The sequence below is a fragment of the Cognatiluteimonas telluris genome (assembly GCF_011320095.1).
Taxonomy (GTDB): domain Bacteria; phylum Pseudomonadota; class Gammaproteobacteria; order Xanthomonadales; family Xanthomonadaceae; genus Cognatiluteimonas; species Cognatiluteimonas telluris.
This window is the reverse complement of sequence record NZ_JAANOY010000001.1, coordinates 32212-56909: the sequence shown is the minus strand read 5'-3', so window position 1 is coordinate 56909 and position 24698 is coordinate 32212. Positions and strand designations below refer to the sequence as shown.

Sequence of the window (24698 nt, the reverse complement as noted above, 5' to 3'; positions counted from 1 at the left end):
CATGGCGAATATCCTCACGCGCACCGCCACGGACGTGATGGACTGGGTCAACGCGCGCGCGCCCGGCATGATGCCGGCGTACCGCAAGCACATGACCGAGTACTACGCGCCGAAGAATTTCAACGTCTGGTACTACTTCGGTTCGCTCGCGCTGCTGGTGCTGGTCAACCAGATCGTCACCGGCATCTTCCTGACGATGCATTTCAAGCCCAGCGCGGCCGATGCGTTCTCGTCGATCGAATACATCATGCGCGACGTGGAGTGGGGCTGGCTGATCCGCTACATGCACACGACCGGCGCCTCGCTGTTCTTCATCGTCGTGTACCTGCACATGTTCCGCGGGCTGCTGTACGGCTCCTACCAGAAGCCGCGCGAGCTGGTGTGGCTGCTGGGCATGGTGATCTACCTCGTGCTGATGGCCGAAGCCTTCATGGGCTACGTGCTGCCCTGGGGCCAGATGTCGTTCTGGGGCGCGAAGGTGATCATCTCGCTGTTCGGCGCGATCCCGGTCATCGGCCAGGGCCTGACCGAATGGATCATGGGCGACTACCTGCCCAGCGACGCCACCCTCAACCGCTTCTTCGCGCTGCACGTGATCGCGCTGCCGCTGGTGCTGCTGTTGCTGGTGGTGCTGCACCTGGGCGCGCTGCATGAGGTCGGGTCGAACAACCCCGACGGCATCGACGTCAAGAAGGGCCCGAAGGGCAACCGCTGGTCGCCGACGGCGCCGGCGGACGCGATCCCGTTCCATCCGTACTACACGGTCAAGGACCTGGTCGGCGTCGGCTTCTTCCTGCTGCTGGCGGCGTTCATCATCTTCTTCGCGCCCACCTTCGGCGGCATGTTCCTGGAGCACGACAACTTCACCGAGGCCAATCGCCTGGTGACGCCGGAGCACATCAAGCCGGTGTGGTACTTCACCCCGTACTACGCGATGCTGCGGGTGATTCCGTCGTTCTTCGCGATCAAGCTGTGGGGCGTGCTGGTGATGTTCGGCGCGATCGTGATGCTGTTCCTGGTGCCGTGGCTGGACAAGAGCCCGGTCAAGTCGTATCGCTACCGCGGCAAGCTGTCGTGGGCGATGCTGGGGATGCTGGCGTTCTGCTTCCTGTGGCTGGGCAAGATCGGCTCCGGCCCGGGCACGGATCCGTCCGAAGTCATCATCGGCCGCCTGCTGACCTTCCTCTACTTCGCGTTCTTCATCACCATGCCGCTGTGGACCCGGTTCGACAAGACCAGGCCGATGCCGGAACGGGTGACGACGCATGACTAAGTCCGCCATGCCCAAGATCCTTTCGACGTTTGCCCGCCTGTTCGCGACCGGCACCCTGGTCGGTGGCCTGCTGCTGGCCTCGCCGGTGTTCGCGGCGGAGGGCGGCGACCTGCCGCACGCCGGCACCGACCTGTCCGACACCGCATCGCTGCAGCGCGGCGCGGCGTTGTTCATGAACTACTGCTCGGGCTGCCACTCGCTGAAATACCTGCGCTACTCGCGCATGGCCGACGACCTCGGGCTGACCGAGGAGCAGGTGCAGGACAACCTCAACTTCACCGGCGCCAAGTTCGGCGAGCACATCCAGGTCGCCCTCAGCGAGGATGAAGGCAAGCAGTTCTTCGGCAAGATGCCGCCGGACCTGAGCCTGATCGCCCGCGTGCGCGGCAGCGACTGGATCTACAACTACCTGAAGTCCTTCTACCTGGACGAGACGCGTCCGGTGGGCTGGAACAACACGGTCTTCCCGAACGCGTCGATGCCCAATCCGCTGTGGCAGCTGCAGGGCCTGCAGCACGCCGAATACGGCAAGGCCGACGCCAGTGGCGAACGTCCGGTCGAAAAGCTGGTGCTCGCGCAGCCGGGCAGCCAGGACGCCGCGCAGTTCGACCAGACCGCGCGCGACATCACCGCTTTCCTCGAGTACGCCGGTGAGCCGGTCGCCCTCAAGCGCCAGACCATGGGCGTGTGGGTGATCCTGTTCCTGGCGTTCTTCACGTTCCTCGCCTGGTTGCTGAAAAAGGATTACTGGCGCGACGTGCACTAGCACCAGCCTCGCCATCCGGTCGCGTGTTCAATGCAGCGCAACCGGGGGAAGCGCGCCTCTTGCGCTTCCGGGGATGGGCGAGGGTGCCGGGGAAACCGTGGCGACCGTCTGCAAGGGGCAGGCGGCGTCGATGCGATTGGCGGATTCCAATCGCAGGAGATGCCGATGATGGCTACGAGTCCGCGCATGCGTAACGCCCTGACCCTGTTCTCTTCCGTCGACGACGTGTTGTGCCACCGCGTGCGCCTGGTGCTGGCCGCCAAGGGCGTCACCTACGACCTGATCCCGGTCGATCCGCAGAACCCGCCCGAAGATCTCATCGACCTCAACCCCTACCACTCGGTGCCGACCCTGGTCGAGCGCGAGCTGGTGCTGTACGCCGCCTCGGTGGTCAGCGAATACCTCGACGAACGCTATCCGCATCCGCCGCTGATGCCGGTCGACCCGCTTTCGCGCGCGCGCCTGCGGCTGGCGATGCTGCGCATCGAGCACGACTGGGTGCCGCAGGTGCAGGCGATCCAGCTGGGCAACAAGCAGCAGGCCGAAGCCGGACGCAAGCGCCTGAAGGAACTGCTGATCGCGGCGGTGCCGCTGTTCAAGGCCAGCAAGTTCTTCCTCAATCCGGAGATGAGCCTGGCCGACTGCGCGATGGCACCGATCATCTGGCGTCTGGATTCGCTGGGTGTCGGGCTGCCGAAGGACGGCAAGGCGATCGAGGATTACGGCAACCGGATCTTCCGCAATCCCGGGTTCACCCGCAGCCTGACCCCGCAGGAAAAGAACCTGCGCGAAGTCCCGGCCTGAGGCCGCGGCAGCCCGGCTCGCCTGGCTCTGCAGGCCCGCCTTGGCGGGCCTTTTTTCTTGCCTGGCCGTGATCCAGCACCCGGATCGGTACCCGTTTTCCGACGCTGGCCCCGGCGTCCCTTAAAATCCCCCGCATGACCGATGACGTCCCCAGCATGTCCAGCCACCGCCCGTACCTGCTGCGGGCGCTGTACGAATGGATTTCGGACAACGAAATGACGCCGCACCTGCTGGTCGATGCCGGCCAGCCCGGCGTGCAGGTGCCTCCGCACACGATCCGCGACGGCAAGGTCGTGCTCAACATCGCCGCCCGGGCGGTGGCCACGCTGGAACTGGACAACGACGCCGTGCGCTTCACCGCGCGCTTCGGCGGCGTGAGCCATCCGGTGAGCGTGCCGATCTCGGCGGTGCTGGCGATCTACGCCCGCGAAACCGGCCAGGGCATGGCCCTGCCCGAGGACACCGGGCCGACCGACGCCGGCGACGAGCCGCCGATGCCGCCCTCCGGTCCCGACGGCGACGAGCCCGCGCCGCCCAAGCGTGGCGGCCACCTGCGGATCGTCAAATAACCCCGACGTCGCTGCCGCATGGGCCACGGCCCCCGGTAGGAGCGGCTTCAGCCGCGAGCTGTTTCCTGCACCCCCGAGCGCCCCAAACGCTCGCGGCTGAAGCCGCTCCTACGAATCGCTGCCATCCAGGTCGTGACGGCGCTCGAAAGACACCGTCGGGGTCGCCCGCACCGGCCCGCTGAATCCCACCAGCCGGTCCCCGCGCAGCACCAGGCGGCCGATATGGCGGTCGCGGCCGTCTTCCGAGTACTCGAAGCGGAACGTCCGCTCGAAGCCCAGCCGCCCATCGTCATCCCGGCACAGGCGCAGGCCGTTGGCGTGCACGGTTTCGTCCAGCCATTGCACGCCGGCTGCCCGGCAGGCATCCCGGCCCACCTGGTCGGCGCGTTCGGCGGCGGCACGCGAGGCACTCCACAGGGCAAAGCCCAGCGCCAGCAGGATCATCAGCAGCAACATGGTCGGCATGGAAGGTAGGTGCGGGCGCCGCGGCTTGACGGCAAGTAAACTTGCCACGATCTTCACATCCGCGCCCACACCCTCCGCCCGTCTCCTGTCGAGCTTGCCGCATGAAACTCGTCTTCCCAGGTGGTGAACACCCGCAGGTCCTGCTTGGCCCGGGCGTCAACCGCGTCGGCTCCGATCCGCACGCCAACATCGTCATCGACCGCCCGGGCGTGCTGCCGCAGCACTGCGAGCTGCACGTCACCGCGCACGGCGTGACCCTGCACGTGCCCACCGGCACCACGGTGAGCGTCAACGGCCGCGCGGTTGACGGCCTGATCGCGCTGCGCCCGGACGACAGCGTCGCCTTCGACCACGTGCTCGCGCGGCTGGCGTCGATCGAAGCGGCGTCGCCACTCACGCGCGGCGTGGCCCATTTCCCGACCCCTGCCAACGACGATCCCGGCGCCACCGCGGTCCGCCCGGTGCTGCCGAAATTCGTCCTGCGGGGCGTTTCCGGCCAGGGGTTCGGCCGCAGCTATCCGCTGGTCGGCCCCACCGTCGTCGGCCGCGCGCCCGAATGCGCGCTGCGGCTGGACGAGTCCGGCCTGTCCCGCCAGCACGCGCGGCTGGTGCCCACCGACGATGGCGTGCAGGTCGAAGACCTCGGCTCGACCAACGGCAGCTTCATCAATGGCAAGCGCGTGCAGCGCGACCTGGCGCGGCCGGGCGACGAGATCGGCTTTGACACCCTGCGGTTCCGTCTGACCGCGCCGACGCAGCAGGAGTCGCCGACGCCAGCCATCGCGCCCACCGTCGCCAAGCGCCGCAGCCTGTCGCCCTGGCTGTGGGTGAGCGTGGCCGGTGCCGGGCTGGTGGCGATCTGGCTGGTGGCGCTGCTGCGCTGAGGCGGCGTGATGGGCGGTTCCGGGCCACGGAGCGTTCGCGTCCGGGCACCAGGCAAGCCGCCGCGGGATGACCCTCCAGCCACCGACGCTCAGGCGGGTGGAGGACCCAGTTTCATGGACAGGTCGATCGCGCTGACGTGCTTGGTCAGCGCGCCCACCGAGATGTAGTCGACGCCATCCTCCGCGATCGCGCGCAGGCCGTCGAGGTCGACGCCGCCGGAGACTTCCAGCGGGATCGAGCCCGCATGGGGCGCCGCCGCCGCGATGCGCACCGCTTCGCGGCGGGTCGCGATGTCGAAGTCGTCGATCAGGATCCGGTCGCAACCGGCGTCGAGCGCCTGTTGCAACTGCGCGAGCGTCTCGACCTCGACGATTAACGGCAGCGCCGGCCACATCGCGCGCGCCGCCTGGATCGCCGCCGGGATCGAACCCGCGGCGCGCACGTGGTTCTCCTTCAGCATCACCGCGTCGTGCAGCCCCATGCGGTGGTTGCAGCCGCCGCCGGTGCGGACCGCGTATTTCTGCGCCATGCGCAGTCCGGGGATGGTCTTGCGGGTGTCCAGGATGCGGGTGCCGGTGCCGCGCACCGCATCCACGTAGCGGACGGTCGTGGTCGCCGTGCCGCACAGCGTCTGCAGGAAGTTCAATGCCGTGCGCTCGGCGCTGACCAGGGCGCGACTGCGCCCGCGCAGGGTGGCAAGCACCGTCCCGGCGGCGACCCGGTCGCCTTCGGCCACGCGCCAATCGATGCGCACGTCGGGATCCAGCGCGCGATGGCAGGCGTCGAACCACGGCCGCCCGCAAACCACGGCATCCTGCTTGCACAGCAGGTAGGCGTCGTCCGCCGCATCGGGCAGCAGGGCCGCGGTGACGTCGCCGCTGCCGATGTCCTCGGCCAGCGCGCGCAGCACATCCTCGCGGACTGCGTCCGGATCCGGCGCGCCGATGCTGTCGTCGGACGTGCTCACGGCGGGGGAAAATCCGGCACCTGGCCCAGCGCGATGCCTTCCTCGACCAGCAGCACCGGGATCCCGTCATCGATGCGGTAGGCGAGCTTGCGGTCGCGGGTCACCAGGGCCTCGCGCAGCGCCGTCGTCTGCGCGGCACCGTCGACGCGGCGGATGGTGCCGCCGGCGATCGCCTGGTTCAGCGCGCCCAGCCCGCGCGCCTCCAGCAACGCCAGCGGCTGGCGCGTGGCGGGGCAGGCGAGGATGTCGAGCAGTTTGCGATCCATGGCGAGTCAGTACCGGACACGTGCGACAGGCCGGTAGAATACGTGTTTGCGACCGGGGACGACCATGGCTGCCAACTCGACACGCACCGCGCAGGACGGCAACGCCGGCATCACGCCGCGCGTGGGCGTGGTGATGGGTTCGCGCTCGGACTGGGAGACGATGCAGCACGCCGCCGCGATGCTGGACACGCTCGGCGTGGCGTACGAAGTCCGGGTGGTGTCTGCGCACCGCACGCCCGACGTGCTCTTCGACTATGCCGCGTCGGCGCAGGCGCGCGGCCTGCGCGCGATCATCGCCGGTGCCGGCGGCGCGGCGCACCTGCCGGGCATGCTGGCGGCCAAGACGATGGTCCCCGTGCTCGGCGTGCCGGTGCAGTCGAAGTCGCTCAACGGCATGGATTCGCTGCTGTCGATCGTGCAGATGCCGGCCGGGATCCCGGTGGCGACCTTCGCCATCGGCAATGCAGGCGCCAGCAATGCGGCGATCTTCGCCGCCGCGATGCTGGCCGCCGACGATGCCGGCATCGCCGCCGCGCTGGCGGGCTTCCGCGCCCGTCAGACCGCCGATGTCGCCGCCAACGACGATCCGCGCAAATGACACCGGGCACGTCCTTCCGCCGCACGACCCGCGCCCGCGCATGACCACGGTCGGCATCCTCGGTGGCGGGCAGCTGGCCCGCATGCTCGCGCTCTCCGGCGCGCCGCTGGGCCTGCGCTTCCTGGTCATGGACGTGACCGGCGACGCCTGCGCCGGGCAGTTCGCACCGATGGTGGTCGGCGACTACCGCGATGAAGCGGCACTGGCCGAGTTCGCATCGCGGATCGACGTGGCCACCTTCGACTTCGAGAACGTCCCGGCCGAGTCGGCGCAGTGGTTGAGCGCACGGGTGCCGGTATTCCCCAGCCCGCGCGCGCTGGCGACGGCGCAGGACCGGTTGGCGGAAAAGACGCTGTTCCGCGAACTCGGCATCCCGGTGCCGGCGTTCGCCGCGGTCGCCTCGCGCGCGGAGCTCGATGCGGCCATTGCCGGGATCGGCGCGCCGGCGGTCCTGAAGACGCGGCGGCTGGGCTACGACGGCAAGGGCCAGTTCCGCCTCAAGGCCGCCTCCGATGCCGATGCCGCATGGGCTGCGCTCGGTCCGCAGGCCGAAACGGTGGGGCTGATCCTGGAAGCCTTCGTCCCGTTCGACCGCGAGTTGTCCGTGGTCGCCGTGCGCGGCCGCGACGGCGAATTCCGCGCCTGGCCGCTGACCGAAAACTGGCACGTCGACGGCGTCCTCTCGGCAAGCCTGGCGCCGGCGCGCGTGGATCCCGCGCTGGCCGCGACCGCCTACGACTACGCGCGCCGGCTGGCGACCGCGCTGGATTACGTCGGCGTGTTCGCGCTGGAGCTGTTCTGCAAGGGAGGCGGGTTGCTGGCCAACGAACTTGCCCCGCGCGTGCACAACTCCGGGCATTGGACGATCGAAGGCAGCGAGAGCAGCCAGTTCCAGAACCACCTGCGCGCCGTGCTCGGCCTGCCGCTGGGTGATACCCGCATGGTGGGCACGGCGTGCATGCTCAACTGGATCGGCGCGATGCCCGATCCCGATGCAGTGCTTCGCGAAGCGGGTGGCCATTGGCACGACTACGGCAAGTCATCGCGCGCCGGCCGCAAGGTCGGCCATGCGACGCTGCGCGAGGATTCGGCGCCGGCGCTGGCCGAAGCGCTGTCCCGCATCGGTGCGGCGCTCGATCGTCCGGCGCAGGTCGCCCCCGTGATCGCGCGCCTGCGCGAAGGCTGAGCGTCGGGTCGCGGTGCGCCGCGCCGGGCGCCACGCGTTCCAAACGAAAACGGCCGGTTTCCCGGCCGTTTTCGCAACTTCGAAGGCCTTCAGCGCAGGTTCGACGCCGCGAAGTCCCAGTTGACCAGGTTCCAGAAGCCCTCGACGTACTTGGGCCGCGCATTGCGGTAATCGATGTAGTACGCGTGCTCCCACACGTCGCAGGTCAGCAGTGCGGTGTCGTCGCTGGTGAGCGGGGTGACCGCGTTGGGCGTGCTCACCAGCGCCAGCGAACCGTCCTGGCGCTGCACCAGCCAGGCCCAGCCGGAGCCGAAGGTCTTGACCGCCAGGTCGCTGAACTGTTCCTTGAACCTGGCGAAGCTGCCGAACGACTTGGTGATCATCTCGCCGAGCTTGCCGGCCGGTTCACCGCCGCCGGAACCGGTGAGGCAGTTCCAGTAGAACGTGTGGTTCCACACCTGCGCGGCGTTGTTGAACATCGCGCCCTGCGACTTGCGAATGATCTCCTCCAGCGGCATCGACTCGAATTCGGTGCCGGCGATCATCTTGTTGAGGTTGTCGACGTAGGCCTTGTGGTGCTTGCCGTAGTGGAAGTCGATCGTTTCGCCGGAGATGTGCGGCTCCAGGGCGGTGCGTTCGAAGGGCAGGGGAGGAAGCTCGATGGCCATGGTGGGGTTCCTTGTTGGAGGGGCGCCCCAAGCTGCGCGGTGGCTGGAAACGCCGCCGCCGTCGAGCCGTTCCGTGGCCGTGTACCGCGGAAAACAGCCGATCGCCGCTGGGGCAAAGGCTTACAATGACGGGCTTGCAGCGTTCATTCTAACCCCTGCCCGTCACCGGCCGATCAAGCCGCGGCGGGCCTTGCCGGAGATCGTGCGATGGCAGTGCTGGACCAGATCCGCGAACAAGTCGAGAGCCACCCGATCGTGTTGTTCATGAAAGGCACCCCGCAGTTCCCGATGTGCGGGTTCTCCAGCCGCACCGTGCAGGCGCTCAAGGCCGCCGGCGCGACCGGGCTGCATTCGGTCAACGTGCTGGAGGAGCCGGAGATCCGCGCCAACCTGCCGCGCTATTCCAACTGGCCGACCTTCCCGCAGTTGTTCATCAACGGCGAACTGATCGGTGGCTGCGACATCACCCTTGAGCTTTACGAATCCGGCGAGCTGGCGCGCATGATCACGGAGATGCAGAAGGCGTGAGCGCGGCGACTCCGCTTGCAGACGCCGGCGTGCTCGACCGGCGCGTCATGCTGGTGTCCGGTGCGCATGGTGGCCTTGGCCAGGCGGCGTCGCTGGCCTGCGCGCGCGCAGGCGCCACGGTCGTATTGCTCGGCCGCAAGGTACCGAAATTGAACCGCCTGTACGACCGCATCGTCGCCGATGGCGGCCACGCGCTGCTGTATCCGCTGGATCTCGAAGGCGCCTCGCCCGACGACTACGCCGAGCTCGCCCAGCGCATCGGCGATGAACTCGGCCGGCTCGACGGGGTGCTGCATTGCGCGGCCACCTTCCGTGGCCTGACGCCGTTGCTGCACACCGATCCGGCCGCCTTCGCGCGCGCCTTGCACGTCAACCTCACCGCGCCGTGGTGGCTCACGCAGGCCTGCCTGCCGCTGCTGATGCAGGCCAGCGACGCCGCCGTGGTCTTCGCGCTCAACGACCTGGCGCAGGTGCGGCAGGCGTACTGGGGTGGCTACGGGGTCGCCCAGCACGGGTTGTCGGCACTGGTGGCGATCCTGCACGCCGAACTCGCCAACAGCCCCGTGCGCGTGAGCGGCCTGCAGCCGGGCCCGATGCGCACCGGTCTGCGGGCCATGGCCTTCGTCGAGGAAGACGACCAGGTCGCGCGCGAGCCGGCGCTGTATGCCGACGCCTGCGTGCAGCTGTTGTCGCCAGCGGGCAGCGTGCACCGCGGCACGGTTTGGAAGGCCGATGGCGTGGCATCCCCGTTCCCGGTCCTGGGTGCGCGGCCCACGTGACGATCGCGTCCGCCGCGCTGCTGCTGTTCCTGATCCTGGACCCCCTGGGCAACATCCCGGTGTTCCTGAGCCTGCTGCGCACCTTGCCGCCGCAGCGCCAGCGTGTGGTGCTCGCGCGCGAAATGCTGATCGCGCTGGGCGTGCTGATGCTGTTCCTGTGGGGCGGACGTTATGCATTGAACCTGATGCACCTGCGCCAGGAGTCGGTGTCGATCGCCGGCGGCATCGTGCTGTTCCTGATCGGCCTGCGGATGATCTTCCCGCCGCCGGAAGGGCTGATGGGCGAACTGCCGGAAGGCGAGCCGTTCATCGTGCCGATGGCGATCCCGCTGGTCGCCGGCCCGTCGGGCATGGCCGCGGTGATGCTGATGGGCAGCCAGGAACCCACGCGCATGGGCGCCTGGAGCCTGGCGCTGATGATCGCCTGGGTGGCGACCGCGGCGATCCTGTTTTCGTCCACCTATCTCTACAAATGGCTGGGCTCGCGGGTGCTGACCGCGATCGAGCGGCTGATGGGCATGGTGATCGTGGCGATCTCGGTGCAGATGTTCCTCGACGGACTCACCGCCTACATGCGCCTGCCGCCGGTGGGCGGCTGACGCGGCGCACGCCCCGCGCGCGCTAAAGTCGGCGCCAGCCTGCAAGGATCCCAGTCATGGACAGCGCCGCGATCGAAGCCATCCACACCACCTCGCTGCCGACCCTGGACGTCAGCATCTATCCGCGCGGCGGCCTGGACGTGCTTTCGCGCGAGGAAGTCATGCGCCTGCGAGACGCCTCCGCCGGCGGCATGCACGACCTGCTGCGCCGCTGCGCGTTGGCCGTGCTCACCACCGGCAGCACCGCCGACGATCCGCGCGCCGCGCGCGAGCTGTACCCGGATTTCGACATCCTGGTCACCCAGCAGGACCGTGGCCTGCGGCTGGATCTGAAGTCGGCACCGGCGATGGCCTTCGTCGATGGCCAGATCATCCGCGGCGTCGCCGAGCTGCTGTTCGCCGTCGTGCGCGACCTGGTCTACACCTCGGTCGAACTCGCGCCGGACTACGCCAGCGAACTGGGCACCTCGGCCGGCATCACCGACGCCGTCTTCCGCCTGCTGCGCAACGCGCGCGTGCTCAAGCCGCAGGAGCCCAACCTCGCCGTGTGCTGGGGTGGCCACTCGATCAACCGCGACGAGTACAGCTATACCAAGCAAGTCGGTTACGAACTCGGCCTGCGCGGCCTGGACATCTGCACCGGCTGCGGGCCGGGCGCGATGAAAGGCCCGATGAAGGGCGCGACCATCGCGCACGCCAAGCAGCGTCGGCACCCGCGCCGCTACATCGGCATCACCGAGCCCGGGATCATCGCCGCCGAGTCGCCCAACCCGATCGTGAACCACCTGGTGATCATGCCGGACATCGAGAAACGGCTCGAATCGTTCGTGCGCATGGGCCACGGATTCGTGGTGTTCCCCGGCGGCGTCGGCACCTGCGAGGAGATCCTCTACCTGCTCGGGATCCTGCTGCGCGACGAGAACGCGCACCTGCCGTTCCCGCTGGTCTTCACGGGCCCGACGTCAGCGGCACCGTACTTCGAGCAGATCGACCGCTTCCTGCGCCTGACCCTGGGCGAAGCCGCGACCAGCCGCTACCGGATCGTGACCGGCGACGCCGGCGAGGTCGGCCGGCTGATCAAGGAAGGCATCCAGAAGGTGCGCGAATACCGCGTCGCCCAGCGTGATTCGTTCTACTTCAACTGGTCGCTGGACATCCCGCTGCCGTTCCAGCAGCCCTTCGTCCCGACCCATGAGGCGATGGCGGCGCTGGACCTGCACCACGGCCGCAAGCCCTCGGAACTCGCCGCCGACCTGCGACGCGCCTTCTCGGGCATCGTCTCGGGCAACGTCAAGGAGGAAGGCATCCGCGAGATCGAACAACACGGCAAGTTCCGCATCCACGGCGACGCCGACATGATGCAGGCGCTCGACGCGCTGCTGCGCGCCTTCGTCGACCAGCGCAGGATGAAGATCGCGGGGGATTACAAGCCGTGTTACGAGATCGTCGCCTAGCGGGAATCAGTTCCAGCAGCGATTGGTCGTCGGCGTCTTGGCGATGCTCCCGCAGGTGTTGGTCAGGACCATGCTTGCGCAGTCGCCGTCGGCGGTCTGGGTGCCCTTCGCCGCTGCGGTCAGCTTGAAGCAGGATGCCGTGGTGCACGTACACGTCGCGGTAGTGGTCGCCACGTTGGTGACCGTGAAATTGTAGTAGGGGCTGGCACTGTTGTAGGAAGTGGCGGCCCCGGCGCTGCCCAGCAGCGTGCCCAGCGTGGAGGCATAGGTGGCGTTGCTCGCCCGCCAGCGTTCCTGCCTGAGCTGGAGATCGCTCAGGCTCTTGACGGCATCAGCGCGGTGGCTCCTGCGGATCTGCTTGGTGAACGCCGGAATGGCGACAGCGGCGATGATCGCCACGATCGTCACCACGATCATCAGCTCGATCAGGGTGAATCCTCGGACACGGCGCATGGCAGACTCCCCGGGTTTGCGGGAGGATGCTATCACCATGGGTGGACGCCGCCAGGGGCGGCGGGGGGCCACCTGTCCCGGGGATGCTTCCGTTGGTCATGTTTCCGCTTGCGGCCTGGGGGCCGTGCTTGTCCAATCGCTGGGCCGACAGGAGGCAGCAGATGCGCGGTTCGCCAAAAAACGTGACCGGGGTAACACTCATCGAATTGATGGTGACGGTGACCGTCCTCGCGATCCTGGTGGCGCTCGCGATTCCTTCGTTCGTCGACTTCCGCGAGCGCGTGGCCGTCCGGGGAGCAGGCGACCAACTCGTGTCGTTCTTCGCCAATGCCAAGCTGGAAGCGCTCAAGCGGGACCGGCCGATCACCGTGAACATCCGCAAGTCCGGCACCAACATGTGCATCGGAGCGACGACGGTCGCCGCCGGCTGCGACTGTTTTGCCAAGACGGCGGCCGCGGCGTGCGACGTTGGCCAGTTTCCGACCAGTTCGGATGCGTCCGACCAGGCCGAATGGCGCGGCATCACGATGGTCGGCCAGCCGACCCTCGGCCCGACCGATGACGACGACGTCGGGCTGGCCACCATCGATCCCAAGCGCGGCTACCTGACCGACGGCATGGATGTCGGTGGTGCCACCATCCAGTCTTCCGCCGGCCATTTCCGTCTGCGCCTTTACGTCGATCGCTGGTCACGGCCCTACCTGTGCGCGCCGACCGATTCGCCCCGGATTCTGTCCGACTACACCACCAGGACCTGCGCGCCATGAATCGATCGCCGAAGCGGATGGGCGGATTCTCGCTGCTGGAGATGATGGTCGCGCTGGTGGCCGGGATGATCGTCGTCGGTGCCGTGCTCGCATTCACCGTCGCCAGCGTCCGCGCCAACTCCGATTACGTCCGGGCCACGCGCCTGATGCAGGAGCTGCGCAACATCACCAATTTCATCACGACCGAGCTCAAGCGCGCCGGATACGACGAGGATGCGATGAGCTACGTTGGCAATCCCACGTCCACTGCCGTATCGGCGTTCGCACCCATGCTGATCGACACCACCGCGGGCGCGAACTGCATCATCTACGCCTACGATCGCGATCCTGGCAGCGCCGGTGTGATCGACGTGGGGAATGCCGAGATCAGGGGCATCAGGCGCAAGACCGCCACTGTCGACGGCGCGACGGTAGGCGTCATCGAGGTGGCGGAAAGCAGCGACGCGGTGACGCCTGCCTGCGATGGCGACCAACCGGACTACAGCGAATATCCGGTGACCTGCAACACGGATAGCGGTTGGTGCCCGCTCAGCGATCCCAAGATCATCGACATCACCGACACCAACGGGGCCGAGGCATTTGCGATCAACATCGCCGGCACCGCGAACCAGTCCAACGGCAGGCGGACATCCATCGGCGGCTCCACGTTCAATGCCCTCGAGCAGCGCGAGTTGCAGATCACGCTGATCGGACGGCTGCGCAGCGATCCCACGACGTCCAAGACGGTGCGCTCCAACATCAAGGTGAGGGCGGACTGCCTGCGCCCCAACACCACCGCAAGCTGCGATGTCGCACCGGCACCCTGACGGGAACAGACCATGAAGCCCACAGTCAAATCGCTCCTCTCGCGCCTGCCCCTGCGACAGAAGGGCATGGCGACCCTGACGGTCACCATCATCCTGCTGGTGATCGTGACCATCCTGGTGCTGTTTTCGGCCAATGTCGGCTTCTTCGAACAGAAGACCACGACCAACGAGAACCGCGCGCGCATCAGCCAGCAGGCGGCCGAATACGCGCTCAACGTCGCTGGCGAATACCTCAAGGCCAATCGAGCCAAGATCATCGCCAACGACACCGCGAAAGGCGGCTGGCTGCCGCCGAGCACGGCCGCGCACTGGGTCAAGTGTTCGGATGTCGGCGCCGTGCTGGCCGATTTCCCGGCGGGGCATCCCTGCAGGTCAGAGCGTGTCGACTCGCGTCGTGCGCAGCTGTACTTCTGGACCAAGGACGGGACCAAGACTGGATCGCAGCTGCTCGCGGACGATCCGTCCTACGCCGCCATGATCCCCGCCGCCGTCCGGGTCGAGAACGGGATGGGTGGCACGTCCGCATTCGCCGCCACCTCCAACGTACGCGCGCTGCTGTGCCGGCTGGATACGAGCCTGACGCCGGCGGAGTGCAGGATCACGCCGACCGCCGGGAACCGCGTGGCGCTGACGCTCATCGCGGATGCGTCGCTCACCAACGAGGATGGCGCCACCGGCGCGGTCAAGGCGACCTGGGCCAGTTACAGCGCGTTCGTACCTTCGGCATCGGTGCCGCTGGTTGCGAGCGGGTTGGTCCAGGGCCTGGGTAACGGCCAGATCGTCGCGAACTCCGATTCGGCGTCCAATGGGACCAATGTGGTCGCTTCCATCTGGTCGCCCAACAACGTCAGTGTCGATGGGTCGGGCGGTGGAGCAGGCAGTTTCATCACCTGCCAGTTCAGCGAATTCACCGGGCAGCTGTCCGGCCTGCCCGAAATGACGATGCTGGACGTCAAGAATGATTGCCCCTCGGCGACCGGCAACAGTCCGCCCTGTAATTGCCCAAAAGCACCTAATCCAAACCTGACTTCAAAGGAGGACTGGTCAGGACATGGTACCGGCGGCGGCAGCACCTTGCACAAGGGCAACGACATCCTGGATGTCGCTGACTGGACCAAGGAAGTGAAGTGCGATTCGAGCAAGAATGAAATCACCGACAAGTGCAGGACGCTTCCGGACATCACCTTCTTCCCGGGCCTCAATAGTGCCGGCGTGCGAATGGATGATGCCGACGTCGACTCGGACGACTCGATTTTCGAATACATCTTCAACGTCGATTATGAAGTCGTCTGGGACAAGAAGACGGACGGATCTGCCGGCACAAATCCCGACGGCGCGACGATGCAGAACTGCGGCACGACAGCCGACCAGAATTGTGTCGAGTACGCGATGACCGAGGAATTCGCCGCCACGGAACTGACCGATTGCTCATCGCTCGGCAGTGGATCCAGCGGCATCTACTATGTGTCTGGCCCCTGTGCGTCGCTCGCCACGCAGATCGGCAGCCCCGACAACCCGGCGATCGTCGTGATCAACCAGGGCGGGACCAGCATCGACCTCAAGAAAGGGCTCGTGATGTATGGAATGCTGTTCCTGCATAGCGACAACCCCAAGACCAACCCCGTGGATGTCGGTGGGACCAACGCCCAGGTCTACGGCGCGCTGGTGGTTGAAGGGAACATCAAGATGACGGGTGGTTTCACCATCGTTTACGACAGCACGTCGTCGAGCGCCAATACCAACGAGATCCCGAGCAGTGCCAAGTTCGGTCTCGTGCCGGGTTCGTGGCTGGACGCCAAGACTTCCTTCTGAGGACGTGACGCCATGAAGACCCATTCGCGATCGACGCGTCCATCCGGCTTCAGCCTGCTCGAAGTGCTGGTTGCGGTCGTCATCCTCAGCTTCGGTCTGCTGGCGCTGTCCGCGCTGCAGGGCTCGTTGTTCAAGAACTCCTCCGAGGCCAAGGCGCAGTCGGCCGGGCTTGCGCTGGCGCAGGAGAAGCTCGAATACCTCCGTGGCTTCCAGGACATGGCCACCTACCTGGCCATCGACACCAGTGCGGCCGCGGAATCGATTCCCGAAGGCGGGGTCACCTATAGCCGCACCTGGACGGTCGATCGCTGCGCGTTGAAGACCGCCACCTCGGTCTTCGATTGCGATGTTGCCAATACGGGTGCGCTGGATTCGAAAACCTATACCCAGAACAACGAGTTCAAGAAGATCACCGTCAACGTCACCTGGTCCGACGCGCAGGGTGTTGGCCAACGGGTGTCCCTCGAGGAGGCCGTGGCCGCCCTGGATCCCAGCGACAGCGCCAAGATCGGCAAGCTGACGACCGGGACGCTGCCGCGTGGCCCGCAGGTGCGCATCTATGACCCGTCCAAGCAGCAGCAGGGCGTAATCCCGATCGCCATCAGCGAGGGGACGGACACCGCCGCGACCAACCCCAAGCCGCTGGTCAATGGCAGCAGCGCCATCGAAACCCGCTTCGACGTCCTGACCTACACCGATGCGACCGACGATGGCACGGCCCTTGCACAGGCCCGTACGGAGACCTCGCTGGTGGGCTGTTCGTGCAACACGGCGACGGCTGCGACCAGCGGCGCCAAGCGTCCCAGCTACTGGGATGGAACCCGCTATACCGAGCCGGAAGATGCCACCGCGGTGATCGGTGCCAGTTATGTGCCCCCGGCAGGCGCGGATTCCTCCGCCACCACGCAGAGTGCCCTGTGCACGATCTGCTGCCGTGACCACCATGATCCGTCCAGCCTCCCGGCGGGTGCCGCGAAGTTCGACCCGCGCCGCAGCACGCACAGCCATTACCTGCTGAATTCGACGACCGGCGCGTTGACCGGTCCCGTGACCAGCGGCAAGTACACCGAGGCATGCCGCGTCATCCGCGTGAACGGCCTGTTCCGAGTTGCCGCCGACATGTACGACGACTACCAGAACTTCCTCGCGACCAAGAACGACAACTCCACCACGGGCTACCTGCCGACCACCACGGCCACGACCAATTACCAGAACTTCGTCAAGGCGTACCTCGACCTGCGCATCGTCAACCAGGCTTCGCAGTCGAACTGGAACGACGTGCTGCCGATCAGCAACGGCGCGGCCGTGACCAACCTGGAGACCACGAATTCCATCTATTACACGCAGCCCGATGCGATCGACTTCCAGGCCTCGGACACCGCCAAGTGGCTGCACCTGCGTGGCCTGTACATCGATTACCTCGAGGACAAGGCCAGGCAGGCCATCGCCGACGCCAAGTCCACCTGCACCGCGGCGGACGGATCCGCGCCAAGCACCTCGGACCTGGAGTCATGCGTCCTCAAGGTGCTGCCGTTCACCTCGATCAACCTGACCGAGCTTGGGAAATACACCCCCAAGGAAGGCGACCAGATCGTCGTGGCCAACAACAACTTCCTCGACACCCTGTCGTCCAGCGCACCGGTCCGAGGCAAGGTCACGCGCGGCACCAGTCCGACGGCAAACCAGGTCACCAACGCGCTGGGCATCCTGCGCCGCTCGAATTCCGGCTTGACGACGCTGATAGGCGGCATCGATTCTGACGATGCAACCGCGGATGCCGACTCGGACGGCATCGGGGATACCCCGGCGACCTGGACGGCGACCCAGCCATACAAGATCGTGGGTTCGGGCTCGTCCGGCGGCTCGACCGGCGGCACGTTCTACGGCAACTTCTATGTCGGATCCAGCACGACCGCCTATCCATTCACCGCGAACGTGCTGACGCCATTCATCAACAGCAGCCTGTCGGGCGTGACCTGCAACCCGGCAACGGCGGGGAATACCTATACCTGCACGTCGTCCAGCGCCCTGGGTGTCGGCCAGACGTTGACGGTCGGCAACTACAACTACCAGACCGCCGGCACCAGTTCCGACGCGCTCAGCTGCTTCGATGGCACCACCACTACGGCGTTGCCTGACGCGCAGAAGCCTTACGCAACAAAGGTATGCCGCAATTACGCGGTGACCAGCGTGACGCTGAACGGAGCGGTGATTTCACCGACCTTGACCCAGAACGGAACGGATGGATCCAAGGCTGAAACCACGACGATCAGCTCGCCGCTCATCAACAACACGGATGTCGTTGGTATCATTTTCGGCACGCCGGTCGACACCACTCAGCCATCGACCTGTTCTTCCTCGAAGGTGTGCAAGGGGAACAGCAGCAATTGCACGATCACTTACAGCGTGACGGCGGACGACTGCCCCTGATGAGGCCGGACCAAACAAAAAGCCCGCCGAAAGGCGGGCTTTTTGCTGGATCCTGATCTGGCGCCCGAAGTTGGACTCGAACCAACGACCCCCTGATTAACAGTCAAGTGCTCTAACCAGCTGAGCTATTCGGGCGGGGGCGTCATTGTGCCGAGGCCGCCCGCGTCACGCAACCGGCGGCATCACATCGGCTGCATGCAGGCGTCCGCGGCGGCGGCGCTGGGCACGCCCGTGCGCAAGCGTCCGTCGTTGGCCAGCACCAATGTCGTGGCCCTGGCCCGGCCGCGCCCGTCGCACAGGGTGAAGGTGACGTTGGATCCGGCGTTGCCGCCATTGGGCTGGAACACCAGCCGCGTGCGCCCGGCCGTGCTGCGCAGGTGGACCTTGCCATCGAGCGGCTTTTCAAGCTGCAGCAGCGTCTCGTTGGCCCCGCGCTGGCGGTTGCCGTCGATATCGGCATAGGCGATCCAGCCATGGCTCCAATCCGGGGTGCCCCGGCAGCCGCTGGCGTCTCCGGGACAGAGGACGACTTCGCTGCCGGCCAACGTCGCGTGGGTGATTGAGCGCGTCAGGGTGGTAGCCAGGTCGGCCTTCGCGGAGATGGCATGGGCGCTTTCCAGGGCGGCACTCCACGCCGGGACCGCGATCCCGACCAGCAGGCACCCCACGACCAGCACGATCATCGCTTCGATCAACGTGAATCCAGCATTCCGGCCCGGCATGTCGCGCTTCCTTGCGCAGATGGAGGGCACACCTTAGGCAGCCCACGCGATCGCCGCGATCGGCGGCCTGGTGTGTTCCCGGTAGGAAACCACCGCGCGAGCGCGTGGGGGGCGGCGGCGACAGCCTGGAAGATGCCTGCAGCGCCGGCGACGATCACGGCAAGGACATGGGTCCGGCGACGGGTCCATGGCGGGGTCCATGCGGGCGGCTCCGGGGGGCAGGCCGCGCCGGTCGGCTTCGCCATCACCTGGCCCGGCCGAGCCGAGGGTGGACGGATCGAGCGCGCATTCGCATCCCCCTTGCCGACAGCACCCAGTCAGGCTGCCCCGGCCGGTCGGGATAAACTGACCGATCCCCCATGTTCCGCCGCCGATGACCGACCTCATCCACCCCGCAGGCTTCCAGCTGGTCTCGCCCTATTCACCGGCGGGCGACCAGCCGCAGGCGATCGAAAAACTCATCCGGGGTTTCGAGGCCGGGCTGGCGCGGCAGACGCTGCTCGGCGTCACCGGCTCCGGCAAGACCTACACCATCGCCAATGTGATCCAGGCGGTGCAGAAGCCGACCCTGGTGATGGCGCCCAACAAGACGCTGGCGGCCCAGCTCTATGGCGAGTTCCGCTCGTTCTTCCCGCACAACGCGGTCGAATACTTCGTCAGCTATTACGACTATTACCAGCCCGAAGCCTACATTCCGTCGTCCGATACGTTCATCGACAAGGACAGCTCGGTCAACGAACACATCGAGCAGATGCGGCTGTCGGCGACCAAGGCGCTGCTGGAGCGGCGCGACGCGATCATCGTCTGCACGGTGTCGGCGATCTACGGCCTGGGCGACCCCGGCGAATACCACAAGATGGTCCTTCACATGGTGCGCGGCGAGCGCATCGACCAGCGCGAACTGATCCGCCGCCTGACCGAGATGCAGTACACGCGCAACGAGATGGACCTGACGCGCGGCACCTACCGCGTGCGCGGCGAGACGGTCGACATCCATCCGGCCGAATCCGACGCCGAGGCGCTGCGGATCGAACTGTTCGACGGCGAGATCGAGAAGCTGACGCTGTTCGACCCGCTCACCGGCGAGACCCTGCGCACGCTGCCGCGCTACACCATCTACCCGAAATCCCATTACGTCACGACCCGGCGCACGGTCCTGGATGCGGTCGAGGCGATCAAGATCGAGCTGCGCGAGCGACTGGAAGTGCTGTATTCGCAGAACAAGCTGGTCGAGGCGCAGCGGCTGGCCCAGCGCACCCAGTTCGACCTCGAGATGATGGCTGAGGTCGGCTACTGCAACGGCATCGAGAATTACTCCCGCCATCTCACCGGGCACATGCCGGGCGAGCCGCCGCCGTGCCTGTTCGACTACATCCCGCCCGATGCGCTGCTGGTCGTCGACGAGTCGCACGTGACCGTCCCGCAGATCGGCGCGATGTACAAGGGCGACCGCTCGCGCAAGGAAACGCTGGTGGAGTTCGGATTCCGGCTGCCGTCGGCGCTGGACAACCGGCCGCTGAAGTTCGAGGAATGGGAAGGACGCGCGCCGCGCGCGATCTTCGTCTCGGCGACGCCGGGGCCGTACGAACTGCGGATGTCGGAAGGCGAGATCACCGAGCTGGTCGTGCGGCCAACGGGGCTGATCGATCCGGAGGTCGAGATCCGGCCGGTGGCGACCCAGGTGGACGACGTCCTCGGCGAAATCACCCTGCGCGTGGCGATGGGCGACCGCGTGCTGATCACCACGCTCACCAAGCGCATGGCCGAAAACCTCACCGAATACCTGTCCGAGCACAACGTGCGCGTGCGCTACCTGCACTCGGACGTGGACACGGTGGAGCGCGTGGAGATCATCCGCGACCTGCGGCTGGGGAAATTCGACGTGCTGGTCGGCATCAACCTGCTGCGCGAAGGCCTGGACATGCCGGAGGTATCGCTGGTGGCGATCCTGGATGCGGACAAGGAAGGCTTCCTGCGCTCGACCGGATCGCTGATCCAGACCATCGGCCGCGCGGCGCGCAACCTGCGCGGCAAGGCCATCCTCTACGCCGACCGGGTCACCAACTCGATGCAGAAGGCGATCGAGGAAACCGACCGCCGGCGTGCGAAGCAGGTCGAGTACAACACCGAGCATGGCATCACGCCGCAGTCGATCGCACGCACGCTGGTCGACATCTTCGAAGGCGCACGCAGCGAGCCGGGCGAGAAGAAAGGCCGCGGCAAGGCGCGACGGGTTGCCGAAGGCGGCGAGGACTACGCCGTGATGTCGCCGTCCCAGCGCAGCGTGCGGTTGCGCGAACTGGAGCAGCGCATGTACCAGCATGCCCGCGACCTCGAGTTCGAGGACGCCGCCAGGATCCGCGACCAGATCCGGCGCCTGAAGGACGCCAGCCTCGCCGGTTGAGCCGGCGCGCCGCGCGGGCAGGTGCCCTGGATTGCGCCGGATGCGGGATGCCCGCGCGACCGTCGCCGCGGCATCGGGATGTCGACTGTGTGCCCGCCAGACCCCGGAAGGGCGGGCGGCGCCGTCGGCCTCGGTTGTCCGCTGCCGCCGCCATCGGCTAGACTGCGCGCCCGCAAGGGGATCTGCGGGCGGTTAGCTCAGCGGTAGAGCACTACCTTGACATGGTAGGGGTCACAGGTTCGAACCCTGTACCGCCCACCACGCAGCGATGCGTGGCGGCTTCGGCAGACATCAATCCAGACAGGTGGCCCGCGGAAACGCCGGCCGAGCGTGCGACATGAGCACTACCACGGCCCACTGCTGATCCGTCCACGAAGGCTGAACTGTCCAGGCGCCCTCGTGGCGCTTTTTTGTTGTCTCGCTGCCGGCGATGACGGGTGCGATGAGTCGATGGCCGCGCCGCCGCGCGCCAGGACAATCCAGGCTCAACGCACCGTCCGCTGCCCACGTCGATCCCATTAGAACATCGGACCCATGATCGCCATCACGCTCCCCGACGGCTCGCGCCGCGAATTCGACCAGCCCGTTTCCGTTGCCGAAATCGCCACGTCCATCGGCCCCGGCCTGGCCAAGGCCGCGCTGGCCGGCAAGGTCGACGGCAGGCTCGTCGACACCAGCTTCCGCATCGACCAGGACGCGGCGCTGGAGATCGTCACCGACAAGCATCCCGACGCACTCGACGTGCTGCGCCATTCAACCGCGCACCTGCTCGCGCAGGCCGTGCAGCGGCTGTACCCCGGTGCGCAGGTCACCATCGGCCCGGTGATCGACAACGGCTTCTATTACGACTTTGCCTTCGAGCGCCCGTTCACGCCGGAGGACCTGCCGGCGATCGAGGCGGAGATGCAGAAGATCGTCAAGGAAGCCATGCCGGTCTCGCGCAGCGTGAAATCGCGCGACGAGGCGACGCAGTTCTTCCGCGGCATCGGCGAGGAGTACAAGGCGCAGATCATCGAGTCGATCCCCGCCGACCAGGAGCTTTCGCTCTACACGCAGGGCGAATTCACCGACCTGTGCCGCGGCCCGCACGTGCCCGGTACCGACAAGCTGCGCGCGTTCAAGCTGATGAAAGTCGCGGGCGCGTACTGGCGCGGCGACCACAACAACCAGATGCTCAGCCGCATCTACGGCACCGCCTGGTTGAATGACAAGGACCTCAAGGCGTACCTGACGCAGCTCGAGGAAGCCGAGAAGCGCGACCATCGCAAGATCGCCCGGCAGCAGGACCTGTTCCACCTGCAGGAAGAAGCGCCGGGCCTGGTGTTCTGGCACCCGAAGGGCTGGTCGGTGTGGCAGGTGGTCGAGCAGTACATGCGCAAGGTGTACCGGCAGACCGGCTATGGCGAGGTCCGCTGCCCGCAGATCCTCGACGTCGAGCTGTGGAAGAAGTCAGGGCACTGGGACAACTACAAGGACAACATGTTCTTCACCGAGTCGGAGAAGCGCACCTACGCGCTCAAGCCGATGAACTGCCCGGGCCACGTGCAGGTGTTCAACCAGGGGCTGCACAGCTACCGCGACCTTCCGATCCGCTACGGCGAGTTCGGCGCCTGCCATCGCAACGAGCCATCGGGCGCGCTGCACGGGATCCTGCGCGTGCGCGGCTTCACCCAGGACGACGGCCACGTGTTCTGCACCGAGGACCAGATCGAGTCCGAGGTCACCGCCTTCCACCAGCAGGCCATGAAGGTCTACGCCGACTTCGGCTTCACCGACGTCCAGCTCAAGCTTGCGCTGCGTCCGGAGCCGCGACTGGGCGACGATGCGACCTGGGACAAGGCCGAGGCGGCGCTGCGCAATGCCCTGCGCGCCTGCGGCGTCGAATGGGAGGAGCTGCCGGGCGAGGGCGCCTTCTACGGGCCGAAAATCGAATACCACCTGCGCGACGCCATCGGCCGTACCTGGCAGCTGGGCACGATGCAGGTCGATTTCATGATGCCGGGCCGGCTGGGCGCCGAATACGTCGACGAGACCAGCCAGAAGCGCCACCCCGTCATGCTGCACCGCGCCATCGTGGGCTCGATGGAGCGCTTCATCGGCATCCTGATCGAGCACCACGCCGGCAATTTCCCGGCCTGGCTGGCACCGGTCCAGGCCGTGGTCCTGAATATCACCGACGCCCAGGCCGATTGGGCCGAGGAGGTCCGGAAAACCCTTGCAAATCAAGGCTTCCGCGTCGCCGCCGATTTGCGGAACGAGAAGATCGGCTATAAGATCCGCGAGCACACGCTGCAGCGGGTGCCATACCTGCTGGTGGTCGGGGATCGCGAGAAGGACAATGGCGCAGTGGCCGTGCGCTCGCGTTCGGGGGAGGATCTGGGGACGATGTCCGTCTCCGATTTCGCCGCGCGTTTACATGACGAGCACGTCCCTAGCTGAACACTTGGCCCGGCCGCGTCGCGACCGGCACGTTCCACTCCGGAGATCGCAACATCAGCACCCCTGAAAAGCAGAACCGCAAGAACAACGAAATCCGCGTACCCCGTGTGCGCGTGATCGGCAGCGATGGCGAAATGGTCGGCGTGCTGTCGCGCGACGAAGCCCTCGCCAAGGCCGAGGAGGAAGGCCTGGACCTGGTTGAAATCCAGCCCAATGCCGATCCGCCGGTCTGCAAGATCATGGACTTCGGCAAGTTCCGCTTCGAGCAGCAGAAGAAGGCCAACGAAGCCAAGAAGAAGACCCGCCAGGTCGAGATCAAGGAAATGAAGTTCCGCCCCGTCACCGACGAGGGCGATTACCAGATCAAGCTGCGCAACATGCGCCGCTTCCTGGAAGAGGGCGACAAGATCAAGGTCAACATCCGCTTCCGTGGCCGCGAGATGAGCCACCAGGAGCTCGGCCGCGAGATGGCCAACCGGATCGAGGCCGACCTGGGCGAGGACATCGTCATCGAATCTCGTCCGCGCCTGGAAGGCCGGCAGATGGTGATGATGATCGCCCCCAAGAAGAAGACCTGACCTGGGCGGCTCCCTCCTCCGCGCAGCGGGGGAGGGTTGGGGTGGGGGCGGCGACATGCGACAAACCCCGGCAAACCCGCTGATTCCCAAGGTTTTATTTGCAACCTGGCCGTCTGGCCCGCATAATGCGCGGCCCGGTTCGCCGGGTGCTGTACCCGCACTACCAGGAACCTGTCGTCAATCCTTGGGGATCAACGACTTACGACCGGCAAGGGCAGGACGGAAAGCGTGGTCCATGACCACCGCCCAGCCAGTGACAGAAACGACAAGGACCCTCCCGCAATGCCCAAGATCAAGACCAATCGGGCGGCGGCCAAGCGCTTCCGGAAGACCGCTTCCGGCAAGTACAAGTGCGGCCACGCCAACAAGAGCCACATCCTCACGAAGAAAGCGACCAAGCGGAAGCGCAACCTGCGGCAGACGAACCATGTTCGTCCCGAGGATGCAGGCCGTCTGGACCGCATGCTTCCGTACCTGTGA

At 66.6% G+C, this 24698-nt stretch carries 25 protein-coding genes and 2 tRNA genes; 20 read left to right on the top strand and 7 right to left on the bottom strand.

Annotated features, from left to right (window positions below; all coding sequences use genetic code 11):
- Window position 1 precedes the first annotated feature (1 nt).
- The 4 genes from G7B67_RS00245 to G7B67_RS00230 all read left to right on the top strand — a co-directional run bounded on the left by G7B67_RS00245 (window position 2) and on the right by G7B67_RS00230 (window position 3412).
- On the top strand, window positions 2–1273 hold the full coding sequence (locus G7B67_RS00245; protein ID WP_166206012.1) for a cytochrome b: 1272 nt from the start codon (window positions 2–4) through the stop codon (window positions 1271–1273).
- Window positions 1274–1280: 7 nt separating this feature from the next.
- Window positions 1281–2039, top strand: a complete 759-nt coding sequence (locus G7B67_RS00240) for a cytochrome c1 (protein ID WP_166206010.1) — start codon at window positions 1281–1283, stop codon at window positions 2037–2039.
- Window positions 2040–2207: 168 nt separating this feature from the next.
- Window positions 2208–2843, top strand: coding sequence for a glutathione S-transferase N-terminal domain-containing protein (locus G7B67_RS00235; RefSeq protein ID WP_166206007.1), 636 nt, complete (start codon window positions 2208–2210; stop codon window positions 2841–2843).
- A gap of 134 nt (window positions 2844–2977) precedes the next feature.
- The gene (locus tag G7B67_RS00230) at window positions 2978–3412 is read left to right on the top strand and encodes a ClpXP protease specificity-enhancing factor (RefSeq protein WP_166206004.1); all 435 of its coding nucleotides are present in this window, start codon (window positions 2978–2980) and stop codon (window positions 3410–3412) included.
- Window positions 3413–3520: 108 nt separating this feature from the next.
- Here G7B67_RS00230 and G7B67_RS00225 read toward each other — a convergent pair whose 3' ends face one another.
- Entirely contained in the window at window positions 3521–3877 is a 357-nt protein-coding gene (locus G7B67_RS00225; protein ID WP_166206001.1) for a DUF3301 domain-containing protein, read from the bottom strand.
- Between the two features lie 101 nt (window positions 3878–3978).
- On the opposite strand from G7B67_RS00225, the gene G7B67_RS00220 reads away from it, so the two are divergent.
- A complete protein-coding gene (locus tag G7B67_RS00220) occupies window positions 3979–4761 on the top strand; it encodes an FHA domain-containing protein (protein ID WP_166205998.1) in 783 nt (260 codons plus the stop codon).
- Between the two features lie 89 nt (window positions 4762–4850).
- Here the strand turns inward: G7B67_RS00220 and nadC are convergent, their stop codons facing one another.
- Together nadC and G7B67_RS00210 are read right to left on the bottom strand one after the other, a co-directional pair.
- Entirely contained in the window at window positions 4851–5729 is an 879-nt protein-coding gene (gene nadC / locus G7B67_RS00215) for a carboxylating nicotinate-nucleotide diphosphorylase (RefSeq protein ID WP_243412183.1), read from the bottom strand.
- Window positions 5726–5995 carry a Trm112 family protein gene (locus tag G7B67_RS00210; protein ID WP_166205995.1) on the bottom strand — a complete coding sequence of 90 codons (270 nt, stop codon included), beginning with the start codon at window positions 5993–5995 and terminating at the stop codon, window positions 5726–5728. Before G7B67_RS00210 ends, nadC begins: the two co-directional genes overlap by 4 nt.
- Before the next feature lie 64 nt (window positions 5996–6059).
- On the opposite strand from G7B67_RS00210, the gene purE reads away from it, so the two are divergent.
- The gene (gene purE / locus G7B67_RS00205; protein ID WP_166205992.1) at window positions 6060–6593 is read left to right on the top strand and encodes a 5-(carboxyamino)imidazole ribonucleotide mutase; all 534 of its coding nucleotides are present in this window, start codon (window positions 6060–6062) and stop codon (window positions 6591–6593) included.
- Window positions 6594–6633: 40 nt separating this feature from the next.
- Window positions 6634–7779 (top strand): 5-(carboxyamino)imidazole ribonucleotide synthase, encoded by a 1146-nt coding sequence (locus G7B67_RS00200; protein ID WP_166205989.1) that lies wholly within the window; start codon window positions 6634–6636, stop codon window positions 7777–7779.
- A gap of 89 nt (window positions 7780–7868) precedes the next feature.
- On the opposite strand, the gene G7B67_RS00195 is transcribed toward G7B67_RS00200, so the two are convergent.
- Window positions 7869–8447 carry a superoxide dismutase gene (locus G7B67_RS00195; RefSeq protein ID WP_166205986.1) on the bottom strand — a complete coding sequence of 193 codons (579 nt, stop codon included), beginning with the start codon at window positions 8445–8447 and terminating at the stop codon, window positions 7869–7871.
- A gap of 207 nt (window positions 8448–8654) precedes the next feature.
- Between G7B67_RS00195 and grxD the strand changes: the two genes are divergently transcribed.
- Genes grxD through ppnN form a run of 4 tightly spaced genes read left to right on the top strand, consistent with a single transcriptional unit; the run spans window position 8655 to window position 11807 of the window.
- Window positions 8655–8975 (top strand): Grx4 family monothiol glutaredoxin, encoded by a 321-nt coding sequence (gene grxD, locus G7B67_RS00190; protein ID WP_166205983.1) that lies wholly within the window; start codon window positions 8655–8657, stop codon window positions 8973–8975.
- A 47-nt stretch (window positions 8976–9022) separates the two neighbouring features.
- A complete protein-coding gene (locus G7B67_RS00185; RefSeq protein ID WP_166206811.1) occupies window positions 9023–9754 on the top strand; it encodes an SDR family NAD(P)-dependent oxidoreductase in 732 nt (243 codons plus the stop codon).
- Entirely contained in the window at window positions 9751–10353 is a 603-nt protein-coding gene (locus G7B67_RS00180) for a YhgN family NAAT transporter (RefSeq protein ID WP_166205980.1), read from the top strand. Before G7B67_RS00185 ends, G7B67_RS00180 begins: the two co-directional genes overlap by 4 nt.
- A gap of 56 nt (window positions 10354–10409) precedes the next feature.
- On the top strand, window positions 10410–11807 hold the full coding sequence (ppnN, locus tag G7B67_RS00175; protein WP_166205977.1) for a nucleotide 5'-monophosphate nucleosidase PpnN: 1398 nt from the start codon (window positions 10410–10412) through the stop codon (window positions 11805–11807).
- A gap of 6 nt (window positions 11808–11813) precedes the next feature.
- On the opposite strand, the gene G7B67_RS00170 is transcribed toward ppnN, so the two are convergent.
- Window positions 11814–12260, bottom strand: coding sequence for a type IV pilin protein (locus G7B67_RS00170; protein ID WP_166205975.1), 447 nt, complete (start codon window positions 12258–12260; stop codon window positions 11814–11816).
- A gap of 41 nt (window positions 12261–12301) precedes the next feature.
- Between G7B67_RS00170 and G7B67_RS00165 the strand changes: the two genes are divergently transcribed.
- The 4 genes from G7B67_RS00165 to G7B67_RS00150 are packed head-to-tail and all read left to right on the top strand — an operon-like array spanning window position 12302 to window position 18075.
- Window positions 12302–13027, top strand: a complete 726-nt coding sequence (locus tag G7B67_RS00165) for a prepilin-type N-terminal cleavage/methylation domain-containing protein (protein ID WP_166205972.1) — start codon at window positions 12302–12304, stop codon at window positions 13025–13027.
- Window positions 13024–13833, top strand: a complete 810-nt coding sequence (locus G7B67_RS00160; RefSeq protein ID WP_166205969.1) for a PilW family protein — start codon at window positions 13024–13026, stop codon at window positions 13831–13833. The genes G7B67_RS00165 and G7B67_RS00160 overlap by 4 nt, the downstream gene beginning before the upstream one ends.
- A gap of 12 nt (window positions 13834–13845) precedes the next feature.
- Window positions 13846–15645, top strand: coding sequence for a pilus assembly PilX family protein (locus G7B67_RS00155; protein ID WP_166205966.1), 1800 nt, complete (start codon window positions 13846–13848; stop codon window positions 15643–15645).
- 12 nt (window positions 15646–15657) lie between these two features.
- Window positions 15658–18075 carry a type IV pilus modification PilV family protein gene (locus G7B67_RS00150; RefSeq protein WP_166205963.1) on the top strand — a complete coding sequence of 806 codons (2418 nt, stop codon included), beginning with the start codon at window positions 15658–15660 and terminating at the stop codon, window positions 18073–18075.
- 58 nt (window positions 18076–18133) lie between these two features.
- Here G7B67_RS00150 and G7B67_RS00145 read toward each other — a convergent pair.
- A tRNA-Asn gene (locus G7B67_RS00145) sits at window positions 18134–18210 on the bottom strand.
- Window positions 18211–18257: 47 nt separating this feature from the next.
- Window positions 18258–18797: a GspH/FimT family pseudopilin gene (locus G7B67_RS00140; protein WP_166206808.1), complete on the bottom strand. Its 540-nt coding sequence runs from the start codon at window positions 18795–18797 to the stop codon at window positions 18258–18260.
- A gap of 373 nt (window positions 18798–19170) precedes the next feature.
- On the opposite strand from G7B67_RS00140, the gene uvrB reads away from it, so the two are divergent.
- From uvrB to rpmI, 5 genes are all read left to right on the top strand, one after another.
- Window positions 19171–21201 carry an excinuclease ABC subunit UvrB gene (uvrB, locus tag G7B67_RS00135; RefSeq protein WP_166205960.1) on the top strand — a complete coding sequence of 677 codons (2031 nt, stop codon included), beginning with the start codon at window positions 19171–19173 and terminating at the stop codon, window positions 21199–21201.
- A gap of 186 nt (window positions 21202–21387) precedes the next feature.
- Window positions 21388–21462 (top strand) — tRNA-Val (locus G7B67_RS00130).
- A 273-nt stretch (window positions 21463–21735) separates the two neighbouring features.
- Complete coding sequence (gene thrS / locus G7B67_RS00125) at window positions 21736–23640, top strand: threonine--tRNA ligase (protein ID WP_166205957.1); 1905 nt, start codon at window positions 21736–21738, stop codon at window positions 23638–23640.
- Between the two features lie 53 nt (window positions 23641–23693).
- A complete protein-coding gene (gene infC, locus G7B67_RS00120) occupies window positions 23694–24218 on the top strand; it encodes a translation initiation factor IF-3 (protein WP_207780847.1) in 525 nt (174 codons plus the stop codon).
- Window positions 24219–24500: 282 nt separating this feature from the next.
- On the top strand, window positions 24501–24698 hold the full coding sequence (gene rpmI / locus G7B67_RS00115; protein WP_072756407.1) for a 50S ribosomal protein L35: 198 nt from the start codon (window positions 24501–24503) through the stop codon (window positions 24696–24698).